The following is a 15,672-nucleotide window of genomic DNA, read 5'->3' on the forward strand; positions in this document are numbered from 1 at the left end:
CCGGGAGACCGCCGATTGTTCCCGCCCGAAGGTGAACGCCGGACGGCACGCTCCGGCGCGGACCCGGCCTAGAGTCGGCTCGTGGACGAACTGCACGCTCTCCTGGCCCGCGCCGCCGAGCTGGCCGCCGGTTACCGCGCCTCCCTCGCGGACCGGCCCGTCGCCCGGCCGATCGACGCCGCCGCCCTGCGGGCCGGCTTCGGCGGTCCGCTCCCGCGGCACCCGACCGCTCCGTCCGAAGTGCTCGAACAGCTCGCCCGCGCCGCCGATCCCGGGCTCGTCGCCACCGCCGGGCCCCGCTTCTTCGGCTTCGTCGTCGGCGGTGCCCTCCCGGCCGCCACGGCCGCTGACGTCCTTGCCGCCGGCTGGGACCAGAACGGGTTCAACGCCGTCCTCTCGCCCGCCGCGGCCGCTGCCGAAGACGTGGCCGGCGGCTGGCTCAAGGAGCTGCTCGGCATCCCGGCCGGCGCGTCCGCCGGGTTCGTCACCGGTGGCCAGGCCGCGAACACCGCCGGGCTCGCCGCGGCCCGCCACCACGTCCTCGCCGAAGCGGGCTGGGACGTCGAGCGCGACGGGCTCTCCGGGGCCCCGCGCGTCCGCGTCGTCGCGAGCGAAGAGCGGCACGCCACCATCGACCGCGCCCTGCGGTTGCTCGGCTTCGGCACCGCGGCCGTCGAACCGGTGGCCACCGGCCCGCAGGGCGCGATCGACGTCGAAGACCTCGGCCGGGTGTGCGCGGCCGGGACCGGGCCGCTGATCGTCTGCCTGCAGGCGGGGAACGTGAACACCGGCGCGTGCGACGACCTGCGCGCCGCCCGGCAAGCCGTGGGCGACGCCTGGATCCACGTCGACGGCGCCTTCGGGCTCTGGGCCGCCGCCAACCCGGAAACGCGGCCGCTCCTCGACGGCATCGACCTCGCCGACTCCTGGGCCTGCGACGGGCACAAGTGGCTGAACGTCCCGTACGACTCGGGGTTCGCCTTCTGCGCCCGCCCGGACGTCCACGCCGCCGCGATCGCCTACCGGGCCGCCTACCTCACCGGCGCCGGGGAGGTGTCCGGCATGGGCGACCTCACCCTGGAGTCGTCGCGCCGGGCCCGCGGCTTCGCCGTCTGGGCGGCGCTGCGGGAGCTGGGCCGCGACGGCGTCGCCGAGCTGGTCGGCCGCTCGTGCCGGCTGGCGCGCCGCTTCGCCGGGAAACTCGCCGACGGCGGTGCCGAAATCGGCAACGACGTCGTCCTCAACCAGGTCCTGGTGTCCGTCCGCGGGGACACCGACGAGCTCATCCGGAAGGTCCAGGACGACGGCACGTGCCGGCTGGGCGGCACCACCTGGCGCGGCCGCCGGTACCTGCGGATCTCGGTGTCCGGCTGGTCGACGACGGAGGCCGACGTCGACCGCGGTGCCGCTGCGATCCTCCGCCTGGCTCAGTGACCTTCGCGCACCGAAAGTGAGTCCGTCCGCCAGGCGATCTCCTTCTCGCCGCCCGTCGGCCAGCTCGACGACAGCCGGCGCCGCACGCTGCCCAGCGCGCCCAGCTCGGCGAGGTCCACCTGGGCGCCCTGCGCGGCCAGCGAGGAAACCTCGGCCGTGGTGAGCGGGACGAACTCGAAGTACTGCGCGTCTTCGCCGGCCCGGTCGACAAACTCGGTGAAGATCGCGGCGAACGACTGGCCGCATTCCGGGCACCGGCGCAGGGAAACGCTGAACCGGGACCGCTCGACCAGCCGGTGGGTCTTGTCCAGCCGGGTCGTGCAGAAGGCCAGCGCGGTCAGGGCGTCCTCGCCGGAACAGCGGGCGCAGCCGAACTCGGTCATCGGCCGATCATCGCACGCGTGAATCGGGACCCGGCTGCGGAGGTACCGCGAAAGGCGCTGACCACCCCGATTCGCTCTGGTCCGCAGTGGTCTGGACCTGTTAGCCTCGGCACGTCCGCCCGCCCGGCCGGTGAGGAGAATTCCGTGCTCCGCAGGAGAAAACGCATCGCCATCGTCGCGCTCGCGCTCGCCGGCGCCGCCGTCGTCGCGCCACCCGCCGAGGCCGGACAGCACCAGGGCAAGGTGATGGCCTACTTCGCCGACTGGGACGTCTACGCCCGCGGCTACCACGTCAAGGACATCGAAACGTCCGGTTCGGCCGCGAAGCTGACCCACCTCAACTACGCCTTCGGCAACGTCACCGGCGGCGGGTGCGCGGTCGGCGACCCGTGGGCCGACCACGACATGCCCTACGACGCCGCCACGAGCGTCAGCGGCCAGGCCGACAGCACCGAGGCCGGGGCGCTGCACGGCAGCTTCAACCAGCTCCTCGAACTCAAGAAGCTGCACCCGAAGCTCAAGGTGCTGTGGTCGTTCGGCGGCTGGACCTGGTCGGCCGGGTTCACCGAGGCGGCGAAGGACCCGGCCAAGTTCGCCGAATCCTGCTACAACCTCGTCAACGACCCGCGCTGGGCGGGCGTCTTCGACGGCATCGACGTCGACTGGGAGTACCCGAACGCCTGCGGGAACACCTGCGACACCAGCGGCCCGAAGGCGTTCACCGGGCTGGTCAAGGCGCTGCGCGCGAAGTTCGGGCGCCAGCTGGTGACCGCCGCGATCACCGCGGACGGTTCGGCGGGCGGCAAGATCGACGCCACCGAGTACGGCGCCGCGAGCCGGTACCTCGACTGGTACAACGTGATGACCTACGACTACTTCGTCGCCGGTGCCAGCCCGACCGGCCCCACCGCGCCGCACTCGCCGCTGCGCGCCTACCCGGGCCTCCCGACCGCCGGGTTCTACGCCGACGCGGCCGTCCAGAAGCTGCGGCACCAGGGCGTTCCGCCGGCGAAGATGTTGCTGGGTCTCGGGTTCTACGGCCGCGGCTGGGACGGCGTGACGCAGAAGCAGCCGGGCGGCACCGCCACCGGCCCGGCTCCGGGCACCTACGAAGCCGGCGTCGAGGACTACAAGGTCCTGAAGACCAAGTGCCCCGCCAACGGCCGCGTCGCCGGTACGGCGTACGCGAAGTGCGGTTCGCAGTGGTGGAGCTACGACACGCCCGAAACGGCGTCGGCGAAGGCCGGTTACGCGAAGTCGCAGGGGCTCGGCGGCGTGTTCGCCTGGGAGCTGTCCGGCGACACGGCGAACGCCGAACTGCTGCGGGCCATCGCGGGCCGCTGCTGATCACAAGCTGGAGGGCCCGGGCGCGAGCGCGTCCGGGCCCTTCGTCCACTCAGGACCGAGCGGGGAACCCGTGCCGACGCGCGCCGAGGACGACGGCGAGCACCGGCAGCAGGAGGACGAGCAGCGTCCAGGGGAAGGACGCCGCCCCGGCCGCGTCGAGCAGGACCCCGCCGGCCACCCCGCCCGCCGCCATCGCGGCGTTCCACAGCGTCACGAGCATGGCCTGGGCGTTGTCCGCCGCTTCGCCACCCGCGTTCCCGGCCGCCGTCTGCAGCAGCGTCGGGACGCCGCCCCAGCCGAGCCCCCAGAGCGCCACGGCCGCATAGACCGCCGCCGGACTGCTCGCGAACACCGCCAGCAGCGTGGCGGCCATCGCGACCCCGACGGTGCTGAGCACCATCAGCGGCCGCAGCGCGCGGTCGATCCGGGCGCCGACGACGCCGATGCCCGCCATCGACGCGACGCCGAAGACGAGCAGGACGACGTCCACCGCGTCCCCCAAGCCGGCGTGGGCGAGGAAGGCGGCGATGTAGGTGTAGAGCACGGTGTGCGCCAGCACGAACACGAGCGTCACGGCGAGCACGGGCACGACGCCGGGGACGGTGAGCGTGCGCAGGACCGGCGTCCGGCCGCTCGCCCGCCCGGGCCGGTCGGGTACGGCGGCGGCGATCCACCCCAGCAGCACCACCGCGAGCGCGGACATCACGCCGAAGGCCCAGCGCCAGCCGAGCAGGCCGCCCAGGAACGTCCCGGCCGGGATGCCGAGGGAGAGCGCCAGGGGGATGCCCGCCATCACGATCGCGATGGCGCGGCCCTGGTTGCCCGGCACGAGCCGGCGCGCGTAGCCGGCGAGCAGCGCCCAGACGACGCCCGCGGCCACGCCGGCGACGAACCGGGCCACCATCGTGAGCGCGTAGTCCGCGGACAGGGTGGTGACGGTATTTGCCACGGCGAACCCGGCCACCCCGGTGAGCAGCAAGCGTTTGCGCGACCACCGTGCGGTGGCGGCGGACAGCGGGATGGCGGTCAGCGCGGTGCCGAGCGCGTAGATCGTCACGGCCTGGCCGGCCGCCGATTCGCCGACGCCGAGGCCGGCGCTCATCCCGGGCAGCACGCCGGCGGGCAGCGCCTCGGTGAGCACGGTGACGAACGCGGCCGTGGTCAGGGCGAGGAGGGCCGTCAGGGGAAGAGTGCGGGTGCGGAGGCTCGTCATGCCGCTATGCTCGAACCCTCACACAGATGTGAAGGTCTACCGCGGAGACTGTGAGGTGGCGCACATGCGGATCGGCGAACTCGCGGAGCGCACGGGCACGTCCCGCCGCCTGCTCCGGTACTACGAGGAGCAGGGCCTGATCATCGCCGGCCGCGGCCCCAACGGCTACCGCGACTACGACGAACCGACGGTCGACCGGGTGATCCAGGTCCGCGGCCTGCTCGACGCCGGCCTGCCGACCCGGATCATCAAGCAGATCCTGCCGTGCCTGGACAAGCCACGGGCGATCTACTTCCCGGACGCGACCCCGGAGATGATCGCGACGCTGGAAGCCGAACGCGACCGGATGACCCGGCGGGCGGAATGCCTGCTGCGCAACCGCGACGCGATCGGGGAGTACCTGGCCGCGGTCCGGGCGTACGACGGCGCTCAGCCGGCGTGAGCGGTACGCCCGGCCCGGCAGCTCACCAGCGGCGGGAGGGGTCGATCACGTGGACGGCCGCTTCCTCGGCCGACGCCGCGCCGCCGTCGATGCCGGCGTCCGAGGCGTAGAGCTCCTCGTCGCTGTCTTCGCCGAACCCTTCGTCCGACGCGACCAGGCGGCCCGCGCGGACGTCGCCGACCTCGTCGTCGATCAGCTCGCCGTCGGTGTCCTCGCTGTCGCCGAGCCCGTCGTCGCCGGCGTCGTCGGCCAGGTCGGGGACCTCGCGGGCGAGCCGGCCCGCCCAGCTTTCGCCCTCCGCGGTCTCGTGCGCGGTGGTGCCCCAGCCTTCGGTCGCCTGCGCGCGTTCCGGCGGTGAATAACCTTCCGACAGTTCGTCGCGGTCGTCCAAAGTGTCCTCGGGGTCGAGGAGGCCGTTGTCGGCGTTGTCTTCGATGTCGTCGTCCACGCACCCATCTTCGCGCAAGCCCTATGGCTGTTCCGTGTCCGGGTGATAAGACGGTGTCATACCGGGGGCTCCGCCACCCGGACCTCCGAAAGAAGTCGGTGCCATACCCAGGGGTTCTCGCCCCGCACGGTGAAAGGTGATCCCTCATGCCGATGAGACGCAGGGTGCTGGCCGCGGGACTGGCGGGGGTGTTCGGCGCCGCACTGTCGGGCCGGGCGGCGCAGGCCGCGGAAGCCGCGCCGCCGCCGCGGCTGGACCAGCTGAAACTGGTCAACCTGTCGCACGTCAACGACCCCGCCACGACCAACGTCTTCCCCGGCGACCCGGCCTTCGAGCTGGAGACCATCGCCACCATCCCCGAAGACGGCTACTACCTGCAGTTCGTCCGCGAAGGCGAGCACACCGGGACGCACTGGGGCGCGCCCGGGCACTTCAACACCGGGGAACCGCTCGCCGACGACATGGACCCGGCGGACCTGTTCCGGCCGGCCGTGAAGATCGACGTCCGGGCGAAGGCCGCGGCGAACCCGGACTACGCCGTCACGATCGACGACCTCAAGGCGTGGGAGAAGCGCCACGGCCGGATCCCGGACGAGTCGGTCGTCGTGCTGTGGACCGGCTGGGACGCCAAGTGGGGCACCCCGGCGTACCCGAACACGGACGCGGACGGCGTCCTGCACCAGCCCGGGTTCGCCATCCCGGCGGTGCAGTGGCTGATCGACACGGGCCGCCTGGGCCGGCGCGGCGGCACCGGCACCGACACGTTCAGCCCGGACGTCGGCACCGACGAGACGTACACGGTGTCCAAGCTGGTCTACCGGCGCCACCGGATCAGCCTGGAGATCCTGGCGAACCTCAAGGCCCTGCCCACGACGGGCGCCTGGGTGCTGGCGGGCGGCCCGATCAACCGCAGGGGCGCCGGCTCGACGGCGACGATCTTCGGCGTCCTGCCCCCGGGCCTGCCGGCGGACTAGCCACGGTCAGCCCGGCCTCAAGCGCCCCAATGTGGCCTTCGGTGCGTGTGACGCACCCAAGGCGGCCTTCGGTGCGTCAGACGCAACCAAGGCCACATTGGGGCGCTCGGGTCCGGACTAGCCGGCCGACAGCGTCGAGAGCCGCAGCGAGGAGAGCGGGGCCGGGTGGCCGAAGCGGTAGCCCTGGGCCGTCGTGCAGCCGGCGCGGGTGACCAGTTCGGCCTGCTCGGCCGTCTCGATGCCCTCGGCCACCACGGCCACGTCGAGGTCCGCGCACAGCCCGACCAGCGACCGGCACAGGGCCGCGTCGCGATCGGGGCGGACGCCGGTCGTCAGGGCGCGGTCCAGCTTGATCAGGTCGACCGGCAGCGCGTGCAGGACCGTCAGCGAGCTGTACCCCGCGCCGAAGTCGTCGAGCGCCACCCGGACCCCCAAGTCCTGCAGGCGGCGGATTGCGGCGGCACCGTCCGCCAGGTCCGGCACCGGCACCGTCTCGGTGATCTCGACGATCAGCCGCTCCGCCGGCAGGCCGTACCGGTCCAGGGCCGACCCGACGCTCTCCTCGAGCGCGGCGGCCCCGAGCCGGCTCGCGCACACGTTGACGTGCACGGTCAGGTCCAGCCCGGCTGCGGTGATCTCGCGGCAGGCCAGGTCCAGCACCAGCGCGTCCAGTTCCGCGCCCAGACCGGCGCCTTCGGCGGCGCGGACGAACGTCTCGGGTGACACCGACGTGCCGTCCCGCGTGGTCCAGCGGGCCAGCGCCTCCACCGCCACCGGCGTCTCGTCGGCCAGCCGGACGATCGGCTGGAACACCAGTGCGAAGCCCTCCGGGAGACCGCCGTCCGCGCGGCGCAGCGCCGACGGGAAGTCGGGCGGCCCGTCCGGCGACGGGTGGTACACGACGGTGGTGTCCTTGCCGAGCCGCTTGCCCGCGTACATCGACGTGTCCGCGCGGCCCAGCAGCACGTCCGCGGTGACCAGCGGTTCCGCCGGGTCCGGCACGACCAGGCCCATGCTCGCGCGGACCGGCACCAGCGTGCCGTGCACCGCGAACGGCCGCCGCAGCGCGCTCTGGATCCGGTCGGCGATCGCCTGCGGGGCGTCGACCTCGCCCTCCAGCAGGATCGCGAACTCGTCGCCGCCCAGCCGGGCGACCGTGTCGTCCGCCCGCACGCAGCTCAGCAGCCGCTGGGCGACCGCGTGCAGCAGGACGTCCCCGCCGGCGTGCCCGAACCGGTCGTTGACCTCCTTGAAGTCGTCCAGGTCGACGAAGATCAGCACCAGCGGCCGGTGCCCGCCCTCGGCGCCCTGCTCGACGGCCCGGTCCAGCCGGTCGGCGAACAGCGCGCGGTTGGCCAGCCCGGTCAGCGGGTCGTGGTAGGCCTGGTGGGTCAGCTGCTGCTGGCCCTCGTAGACCCGGCGCAGGAGCAACCGGTTGTCCAGCAGGGAAAGCAGCTGCCGGGCGAGCACGAGGAACACCACGAGCGCGCCGACGAACACCTCGACGCCGTCCGGGCCGGCCCCGGCCACGATCTGCACGGTGATCAGCAGCGCGACCGCGGTGACCGGCAGGTACGGCAGCGCGACCTGCCACCAGTCGACGCCGACGGGCTGACCCGTGTCGTCGCGCCGCCGCGTACCGGGCGTGACGAGCAGGGCGAAGGCGATGAACAGCGGGCCGAGCACGAACCCGGCGTCCGACCACGGCTTCATGCTCTCCGCGCCGATGCTGACCAGGTAGGCGAACACGCTGTCGGAGCAGGCCAGCGCGACGATCCCGAGCGCGGCCAGCAGCAGGTTCGCGCGGTAGGGGCGGTCCACCCGGTCGAACACGACGAGCAGCACCGCGACGACCACCACCACGAGGTCCGACAGCGGGTAGGCGATGGCGACGGCCCAGGTCAGCGCGTCCGGGCCGGTGGCCCGCACGACCTGCCCGAGCGCGGCGGTCCAGGTGAGGATGAACAGCGAGCCGGTGACGACGAGCCCGTCGAGCACCACCGCGACGCCGAAGTGCGCGGTCCACTGGGCGGGCTGCCAGCGCTCGCGGTCCGGCCGCACCCGGGCCCTGGCCAGGACGAAGAGGGCGGCGAGCGCGAACACGGGGAAGCTCAGGTACCCGACGTCGGCCAGCGACGGCGAGGGCAGCCCGCGCCCGTCGATCAGCTGGTAGTAGGACCAGACGCACTGGCCGAGCGACCAGCCGGCCATGCCGAGCGCGACCAGCACCCGCCACCAGCGCTGGTGCCGGCGCACCCGCCGCGCGACGACGACCCCGCAGACCACTGCGGCGAGCCCGGCGCCGAGCTGCATGCCGTCGTCGACCCACTGGGCGAAGGTGTCGCCGCAGAAGGCGAAGCCGTTGACCACGACCACGGCCGCCGTGACGAAGACGAGCAGGATGGCCGCTGGGTACCGCCGCACTGTCATGGCACCTCACGTGGTCACGCACGCCGGTCGGACCGGCAAACACTACACCGCGCGTGATCATCCACAAACGCACCGGCACCGGCGGCCGTCGGACGAGGTCGTGGCGGTGCCAGGCGGCCGTGCCGCCGGCGGTGACCGGCAGGGGCGCGCTGCGTCAGCCTCCGGGGCCGACGCGGTCGTCGTGGCGGCTGTGCGGGGCCGGCACGACGAACGCGATCACCCCGGCCACCAGCCCGGCGAACACGGACAGGTGCGCGGCGGCCGGCACGGCGGTGATCAGGAACAGCCGCAGCGACCCCGAGATCAGCAGGCGCCACATCGTCGGGCTCATGATCAACAAATACCCGCGCCGCGGCGCCGCCAACCGGGCCCGGACACGTTCACCCGCGGGGGTGGCGGCCCGGAAACCCGGTGTGCGGTTCGTCATTTCGGCACTTCGACCGCTCCGGTCGCGTGGGTTTCCACCGGGAAATCGCGGTGGTGCAATGCGACCGTTGTTAGCCGATTGCCAAGGAGTTTCGGCCTTTCGGTGTGGCCGCCGGAACGGAAACCGCGGGATAACGATCCGTTTGCCGGCGCGTGCTCGACTGGACATCGGGGGGTGGCGCTGGCCAGCATTGATGCCCGTGCGAGGAAGGGGAGACAACGGTGAGCCTCAGTGCGGCGGACGTGGTCGGCGAACTCAAGGCCCTGCGCAAAGGGAGGGCAATTTTCACGACACCGCTCGCGGACCGGATCGGTCCCGCATTGCGCGCTGTTTGCGGCATTCTGGAAGATGACGGAACCGTGGAGATGCGGCGCAAGCTGTCCGAGCGATTGCGCCCGCTGGTCGAGTCGTTGCCGGACGATCTGAAGATCGCGTTGCTCGCCGCATTCGCGCTCGACGAGCGGGCGCGGAAACCGTTCTACCAGGAACGGGTGCACTGGGCGGCGATTACGCTCGACCGCGACGACCGGACGGTCCGGCGCCGGATCGACGAGGGGATCGAGCAGGTCGCCGCGCTGGCCGTGGCGGCCCGGCCGGCGGACCGGCGCACGCCGGGCCGCGGCTGGCACACCGAAGAACTGCGCGTCACGTTGGCGCTCGACCAGCCGGTGGCGGAGGCGTTCGAATTCCGCCGGGTGATCGCCGACGCCGACGAAATCGCCGTGCTCGACCTCGCGCTGACCCTGCCGGCCACCGGCGGCTCCGGTGGTCCGGTGCGGGAATCGGATCTCGGCGTGGACGTGTTCCACGGCGGTGTGCTGGCCGGCCGGGCGATGGAATCGAGTGACCGGATCGGGTTGCCGCTGCGGCTGCCGGAGCCGTTGCGCCGCGGCGCGCGGCACGAGGTCGGGCTGCGGTTCCGCGCGAACCTGCGAGAACCGCGGTACGTCTGCGTGCCGCGGCACCCGTGCGATCTGTTCGACCTGCACGTCCGGTTCGGTGAGCGCGTGCCGAAGCGGATCGTGTGCGAGGAAAAGGTTTCCCCGGCCGGGGCGGACGAGCGGACGCGAACCGGTGCCGCGCTGGCGGCCGACGACGCCGGCGAGGTGCACGTCCGGTTCCGGAACCTCGCTCCCGGCTTCGCGTACGGAATCCGCTGGAGCTGAATCTTCCGGGATCTGTCCGGTATTTGTCCGCTGTTCGCCCGGTGCGGCGCCCATGTCCGTCGATCACTTCCGCGGGGGTGTGAACGATTAACGGACAATATCCGGACAACCCCTCCCGCACTGCAACGTTGCTGGTCAGCGCCTCGATTACTCCGGATGTCGGACCGGGAACCGTCCAGGCACCGTAATGTCCGTTGTGGACGGACGACGGCCCCGCCGGCGGACACGAGGAGGGCACGTGGAAACCATGATCGCGGAGGCGGCGCCGGTGGTGGCGGCGGCTGTCGACGGCTACACCGTGCTGGAGGATGCGCCGAGGCCGGAGGGCGGCCTGGCGAAGGAGCGGCTCGACCCGGTGGTGGCGGCGGCCCGCGGCGGCGACCCGGCTGCGGTCCAGGCGCTGCTGGAGCTCATCAAGCCGATGGTCGTGCGCTACTGCCGGGCGCGGATCGGCGGCCGGGACCTGTCGTACCTTTCGGCCGACGACGTCGCCCAGGAGGTGTGCCTGGCGGTGCTGAAGGTGCTGCCCAACTACCAGGACCGCGGGGGCTCGTTCGTGTACCTCGTGCGCGCGATCGCGGCGAACAAGGTCGCCGACGCGTTCCGCTCGGTGGCCAGGGACCGGTCGAAGCCGGTCCCGGAGCTGCCGGACCGGCCGCTGGGCGGCAACGAGCCGGAGAACCACGTCCTCGAGCTGGACCTGGGCGCCCGGCTCGGCCGGCTGATCGCGTCCCTGCCGCCGCTGCACCAGGACATCCTGTCGCTGCGGATCGTCGCCGGCCTGTTGGCGAACGAGACGGCGGAAGCGCTGGGCATCTCCGCCGGCAACGTCCGCATCACGCAGTTCCGCGCCTTGACGAAACTGCGTGGCATGATCGGTGAGGGCGGGTTCTAGTGCGGCGCGGTCAGGGGCTGGTCACGACCCGCCGCAGCTGGCCGAGTGCCCGGTGCTGGGCGACGCGGACCGCGCCCGGCGTCGAGCCCACCGCCGCCGCGGTTTCTTCCGCCGACAGGCCGACGACCACGCGCAGCACGACGATTTCCCGCTGCTTGCGCGACAGCACCCGCAGCAGTTTCGCCATCCGCTCCCGCAGTTCCCGCCGCAGCGCGTGGTGTTCGGGTCCCATGGCCGAGTCGGGCTCGTCGGGCAGTTCGGCCACCGGCTCGTCCGGCCGGGCGGCCGCCTTGCGCGCGGCCGCCACTTCGGTGCGCGCGATGCCGCGGACGAAGTCCGGGAACGGCCGTTCCGGCGGCCGCCGAGGCAGCTCCTCGAGCAGCGCCACGCAGACGTCCTGGGCGACGTCGTCCGCGGAATCGGGGTCCAGGCGCGCGCGGCAGTAGCGCACCACGAGCGGGCGCGCCGCGGCCAGCAGGATGTCCGGGTCGGTCATGGGTTTCCCTCCGTGCGGAGGAACTACCCGCATTCCCGCGGGCCCGATCGGCCCGGCGCGGATTCCCGGCTATTTCCGGAACGGCCGGGAAAGAAGCGGCGATCCCTTGATCGACGGGGAAAATGACCTAGGCCTGCCCGGCCGGACGTCCCGGACGGCTTGCGGCCCTAGGGTTCCTGCCCGAACCGGAACGCGTCCAGCACCCGGCGCTCCCGTTTGGTCGGCCGGCCCGCGCCGCGGTCCCGGCGGGCGACCGGGATCGCCGTCTCCGGCGGCGGCTTCGGCGTCCGGTCCACGTAGCACGTCGCCGCGTCCGGGGCGCCCACGCGCTTCTGGATCACGCGGACCACGTCAAAGATTTTCGTCGTGCCGCCGACGCGCAGGCGCACTTCGTCGCCCGGAACGACCGTGGTCGCCGGCTTGGCCGGTTTGTCGTTGACGCGCACGTGGCCGCCGCGGCAGGCCGCCGCCGCGTCCGGGCGGGTCTTCGTCAGCCGGACCGCCCAGAGCCAGCGGTCCACTCGGGTGGACTCCACAGTCGTCCATCATGGCCCATTCAGCGGCACCACCCCGCGACCCCGCCAGGTTACCCGTGGGTATATGTCGACTTGTCTGCACCACCGAGCTATAACTTGTTCTAAAATACCTCAACGGTGAGGAACAAGGCATGAGCGACGAACCCCTGTGGAGAACAACTTCTGGCTCGATATCCCGTCGTCTCTTCATCGCTGGAACTGGTTCTATCTTGGCGGGTGCCGCGCTGGCCGGTCGAGCGTCGGCCGCCGCGCCGCAGCCGACGGCTTCACCGGCCGCCATCAACGACGGCGCCCGCGTCTCCGCGCTGGTGATCGGGTCCGGTTACGGCGGTTCTGTCGCCGCCCTGCGGCTCGCCCAGGCCGGCGTCGACGTGCAGCTGGTCGAAATGGGCATGGCCTGGGACACCCCGGGCTCGGACGGCAGGATCTTCTGCGCCACGACCAGCCCGGACCAGCGCTCGTACTGGTTGCGCACCAAGACGAAGCAGCCGTTGTCCAACTTCCTCGGGTTCCCGATCGACAAGGACATCCCGCGCTACACCGGCATCCTCGACGCCGAGGAGTTCAGCGGGATCACCGTGTACCAGGGCCGCGGGGTCGGCGGCGGTTCGCTCGTCAACGGCGGCATGGCCGTGACGCCGAAGCGCGAGAACTTCGGCGCGATCCTGCCCACGGTCGACGCGAACGAGATGTACGACGTCTACTACCCGCGCGCCAACGCCGGGCTCGGGGTCGCCAGCGTCCGCCCGGCCTGGTTCGACACCACCGACTGGTACCAGTTCGCCCGCGTCGGCCGGAAACAGGCCCAGCGGTCCGGGTTCCCGTTCGTCTTCGTGCCGGACGTGTACGACTGGAACTACATGGAGCAGGAGGCGGCGGGCACCGTCCCGAAGTCGGCGCTGGCCGGGGAAATCCTGTACGGCAACAACTACGGCAAGAAGTCGCTGCAGAAGACCTACCTGCCGAAGATCGCCGCGACCGGCCGGGTCGGCATCTCGCCGCTGCACCGCGTCACGCAGGTGGTGCCGGCCGCCGGGGGCGGCTACACCGTGACGATCGAGCAGCTCACCACCGCCGGCGCGGTGTCCGCGATCAAGACCGTCACGGCCGACACGGTGTTCTTCGCCGCGGGCAGCGTCGGCACGAGCAAGCTGCTGGTGAAGCTCAAGGCGACCGGCGCGCTGCCGAACCTCAACGACGAGGTCGGCCGGGGCTGGGGCGACAACGGGAACGTGATGTGCGGGCGCGCCAACCACATCTGGGACCCGACCGGGGCCTCGCAGTCGACCATCCCGTGCGGCGGCATCGACAACTGGGCCGCGGGCGGCGCCTTCGCGGAGGTCGCGCCGCTGCCGACCGGCATCGAGACGTGGGCGTCGTTCTACCTGTCGATCACGAAGAACCCGAACCGCGCGCAGTTCACCTGGAACCCCGCCACCCGCGCGGTGGAGCTGAACTGGCAGACGGCGTGGAAGCAGCCGGGCATCGACATGGCGAAGACCATCTTCGACAAGATCAACGCCACCGAGGGCACGATCTACCGGACCGACCTCTTCGGCACGTACAAGATCTGGGGCGACCACCTCACCTACCACCCGCTCGGCGGCGCGGTGCTCGGCAAGGCGACCGACAACTACGGCAGGCTCGCCGGCCACCCGGGCCTGTACGCGATCGACGGCTCGCTGATCCCGGGCAACACGAGCGTCAACCCGTTCGTCACCATCACGGCGCTGGCGGAACGCAACATCGAGAAGATCATCGCGCAGGACTTCTGACCCGCGGGGGGTGCGGGGCGGGGCCCGCCCCTCACCCCCGGTGGGACGGCAGGACGCAGACGGTGTCGAGGCCGAGGACGTGGTTGAGCCGTCCGAAGGCCAGCCAGGCACCGAGGCTCATGGACAGCTCGACGATCTCCCGCTGCGTGTAGTGCTCGGACATCCGCTTCCAGAACTCGTCGTCCAGGTTGTGGTGGTCCGAGGTGTACCGCTCGGCGTACTCGGCCGCGAGCCGCGTCCGGTCGTCGAAGCGGTCCGTGGTGCGCCACTCCGACACCGCGTCGGCGAACTCCGGTTCGACCTTGACGCCGTCGCGTTCGGTGCGCCAGTCGAGGCAGAAGGCGCAGCCGTTGAGCTGCGCGATCCGCAGCCGCGCGGCTTCGAACTCCCGCAGCCCCAGCGTCGTGTGCTCGTACACGGCCAGCGAGAACTGCGACGCGGCGATCCCGATGCCGGGCACCAGTTCGCCCCAGACGTACCCGATCGGGTCCTTGCCCTCGGGGATGTCGATGTTCACGAGCGCCTCCTTCCGAGCTTGCCGGCTGCCGGGCGCAGCGGGACGTCGAGCGCGTCGTACAGGCCGGGTTCGGCCGCGGCCAGCCAGTCGATGGCGCCGACCAGGCGGCCGACGGCGGTGGCGTTGCCGCCCGCCGACCGGTTCTCGCCTTCGTCCGTCGCCTCGACGGTGACCTCGATGCGCGGCCGGCCTTCGACGATCACGCGGTGCGCGCCGTCGCCGCTGGGCGGCGTCGGCCAGTCCGGCGCGCACGACGGGTGGATGCGGGTGACGTGCTCGATGACGATCCGCGGCTCGCCGCCGACGATGCCCTGCACCTCGAACCGCACCGCGCCCTGCGTGCCCTTCTCGAACTCGCCCATGGTCCGCGTGGACACGGTTTCGCCGAGCGGACGCCGGTCGAGCGTCTCGCGCAGTTCGTCGACCTCGACGCCGAGGCCGCGCGCGATCAGCCGGACCTGCCCGCCCCACACCATCGACGGCACGCCGGCCATCAGCATCGGCGGGTCGTACTCCATCGGCTGGCCCATCCCGACCAGGTACCGGACGGAGTCGGGCTGCTCGTACGTCGAGTAGTCGAAGATCTCCTGGCAGCGGACGACGTCGATCTCCGTGCCGAGCCCGCTGACCAGCAGCGGCAGCACGTCGTTGCCCCAGCCGGGGTCGACGCCGGAGACGAACAGCGAGCCGCCGCCGTCCTTGATCGCCGCGAGCACCGGGTCGCGCAGCTCCGGCGGCGCGTTGCGCTGGTCGTAGAGCGGGTACAGGGCCGGCGTCACGACCACCGTGCCCGCCCGGACGGCCCGCACGATGTCGGCGAGCGCGTCGTCGAACCGGACGTCTCCCGAAGCGGCGTACACGACCGCGCGCGGACTCGCCGCCAGGACGGCCCCGATGTCGTCGGTGGCCGCGACCCCCAGCGCGCCGACGCCGGCCAGCTCGCCGGCGTCCTTGCCGACCTTCGCCGGGTCGTGGACGAGCACCGCGGTGAGCTTCAGCGCCGGGTGGGCGTCGACGGCCCGGATTGCCGCACGGCCCACGTTGCCCGTGCCCCACACCACTGTGGAGATCATGGCGCCGAGTTTTCGCCGGTGGTTCCGCCCGCGGGTAGGAAATCGTTCCGGCCAGCGGACCGCGCGTCCGTTGGTAACATGCTTCAGCGCCCGAACGCCGCAATCGGAGGCCCGCG

Annotated in this window: 16 protein-coding genes; 7 read left to right on the plus strand and 9 right to left on the minus strand. The window is 72.2% G+C overall.

The genetic code is table 11. The features are described 5' to 3' along the window. The first annotated feature begins 90 nt into the window (after positions 1-90). A complete protein-coding gene (locus tag ACLJOU_RS16750) occupies positions 91-1,434 on the plus strand; it encodes a pyridoxal phosphate-dependent decarboxylase family protein (protein ID WP_410568363.1) in 1,344 nt (447 codons plus the stop codon). Here the strand turns inward: ACLJOU_RS16750 and ACLJOU_RS16755 are convergent. After that, positions 1,428-1,817: a hypothetical protein gene (locus tag ACLJOU_RS16755; protein ID WP_410568276.1), complete on the minus strand. Its 390-nt coding sequence runs from the start codon at positions 1,815-1,817 to the stop codon at positions 1,428-1,430. The genes ACLJOU_RS16750 and ACLJOU_RS16755 overlap by 7 nt on opposite strands. A gap of 144 nt (positions 1,818-1,961) precedes the next feature. Between ACLJOU_RS16755 and ACLJOU_RS16760 the strand changes: the two genes are divergently transcribed. Then, positions 1,962-3,164, plus strand: coding sequence for a glycoside hydrolase family 18 protein (locus tag ACLJOU_RS16760; protein ID WP_410568278.1), 1,203 nt, complete (start codon positions 1,962-1,964; stop codon positions 3,162-3,164). Between the two features lie 49 nt (positions 3,165-3,213). Here ACLJOU_RS16760 and ACLJOU_RS16765 read toward each other — a convergent pair whose 3' ends face one another. Then, positions 3,214-4,377, minus strand: a complete 1,164-nt coding sequence (locus ACLJOU_RS16765; protein WP_410568280.1) for an MFS transporter — start codon at positions 4,375-4,377, stop codon at positions 3,214-3,216. Positions 4,378-4,441: 64 nt separating this feature from the next. Here ACLJOU_RS16765 and ACLJOU_RS16770 point away from each other — a divergent pair, with 64 nt between their 5' ends. Further along, entirely contained in the window at positions 4,442-4,819 is a 378-nt protein-coding gene (locus tag ACLJOU_RS16770) for a MerR family transcriptional regulator (RefSeq protein WP_410568282.1), read from the plus strand. 22 nt (positions 4,820-4,841) lie between these two features. On the opposite strand, the gene ACLJOU_RS16775 is transcribed toward ACLJOU_RS16770, so the two are convergent. Continuing rightward, the gene (locus tag ACLJOU_RS16775; RefSeq protein ID WP_410568284.1) at positions 4,842-5,267 is read right to left on the minus strand and encodes a DUF5709 domain-containing protein; all 426 of its coding nucleotides are present in this window, start codon (positions 5,265-5,267) and stop codon (positions 4,842-4,844) included. A 146-nt stretch (positions 5,268-5,413) separates the two neighbouring features. Here ACLJOU_RS16775 and ACLJOU_RS16780 point away from each other — a divergent pair, with 146 nt between their 5' ends. Beyond that, complete coding sequence (locus tag ACLJOU_RS16780; protein ID WP_410568286.1) at positions 5,414-6,241, plus strand: cyclase family protein; 828 nt, start codon at positions 5,414-5,416, stop codon at positions 6,239-6,241. A 117-nt stretch (positions 6,242-6,358) separates the two neighbouring features. Here ACLJOU_RS16780 and ACLJOU_RS16785 read toward each other — a convergent pair whose 3' ends face one another. Then, positions 6,359-8,671, minus strand: a complete 2,313-nt coding sequence (locus ACLJOU_RS16785) for a putative bifunctional diguanylate cyclase/phosphodiesterase (RefSeq protein ID WP_410568287.1) — start codon at positions 8,669-8,671, stop codon at positions 6,359-6,361. A gap of 154 nt (positions 8,672-8,825) precedes the next feature. Continuing rightward, the gene (locus ACLJOU_RS16790; protein WP_410568289.1) at positions 8,826-9,002 is read right to left on the minus strand and encodes a hypothetical protein; all 177 of its coding nucleotides are present in this window, start codon (positions 9,000-9,002) and stop codon (positions 8,826-8,828) included. A 317-nt stretch (positions 9,003-9,319) separates the two neighbouring features. On the opposite strand from ACLJOU_RS16790, the gene ACLJOU_RS16795 reads away from it, so the two are divergent. Then, complete coding sequence (locus ACLJOU_RS16795) at positions 9,320-10,264, plus strand: hypothetical protein (RefSeq protein WP_410568290.1); 945 nt, start codon at positions 9,320-9,322, stop codon at positions 10,262-10,264. A gap of 247 nt (positions 10,265-10,511) precedes the next feature. Then, positions 10,512-11,159 carry an RNA polymerase sigma factor ShbA gene (gene shbA / locus ACLJOU_RS16800; RefSeq protein ID WP_410568365.1) on the plus strand — a complete coding sequence of 216 codons (648 nt, stop codon included), beginning with the start codon at positions 10,512-10,514 and terminating at the stop codon, positions 11,157-11,159. 10 nt (positions 11,160-11,169) lie between these two features. Here shbA and ACLJOU_RS16805 read toward each other — a convergent pair whose 3' ends face one another. Continuing rightward, positions 11,170-11,655 carry a sigma-70 family RNA polymerase sigma factor gene (locus ACLJOU_RS16805; protein WP_410568292.1) on the minus strand — a complete coding sequence of 162 codons (486 nt, stop codon included), beginning with the start codon at positions 11,653-11,655 and terminating at the stop codon, positions 11,170-11,172. Between the two features lie 167 nt (positions 11,656-11,822). Beyond that, the gene (locus ACLJOU_RS16810) at positions 11,823-12,191 is read right to left on the minus strand and encodes an RNA-binding S4 domain-containing protein (protein ID WP_410568293.1); all 369 of its coding nucleotides are present in this window, start codon (positions 12,189-12,191) and stop codon (positions 11,823-11,825) included. A gap of 209 nt (positions 12,192-12,400) precedes the next feature. Here ACLJOU_RS16810 and ACLJOU_RS16815 point away from each other — a divergent pair, with 209 nt between their 5' ends. Beyond that, positions 12,401-13,966, plus strand: a complete 1,566-nt coding sequence (locus ACLJOU_RS16815) for a GMC oxidoreductase (RefSeq protein WP_410568295.1) — start codon at positions 12,401-12,403, stop codon at positions 13,964-13,966. A 31-nt stretch (positions 13,967-13,997) separates the two neighbouring features. Here the strand turns inward: ACLJOU_RS16815 and ACLJOU_RS16820 are convergent, their stop codons facing one another. Together ACLJOU_RS16820 and ACLJOU_RS16825 are read right to left on the minus strand one after the other, a co-directional pair. Continuing rightward, positions 13,998-14,483 (minus strand): carboxymuconolactone decarboxylase family protein, encoded by a 486-nt coding sequence (locus ACLJOU_RS16820; RefSeq protein ID WP_410568297.1) that lies wholly within the window; start codon positions 14,481-14,483, stop codon positions 13,998-14,000. After that, positions 14,480-15,556: a dihydrodipicolinate reductase gene (locus ACLJOU_RS16825; protein ID WP_410568299.1), complete on the minus strand. Its 1,077-nt coding sequence runs from the start codon at positions 15,554-15,556 to the stop codon at positions 14,480-14,482. Before ACLJOU_RS16825 ends, ACLJOU_RS16820 begins: the two co-directional genes overlap by 4 nt. Positions 15,557-15,672: the final 116 nt, after the last annotated feature.

It is taken from the genome of Amycolatopsis sp. cmx-4-61 (assembly GCF_046548775.1).
Classification (GTDB): domain Bacteria; phylum Actinomycetota; class Actinomycetes; order Mycobacteriales; family Pseudonocardiaceae; genus Amycolatopsis.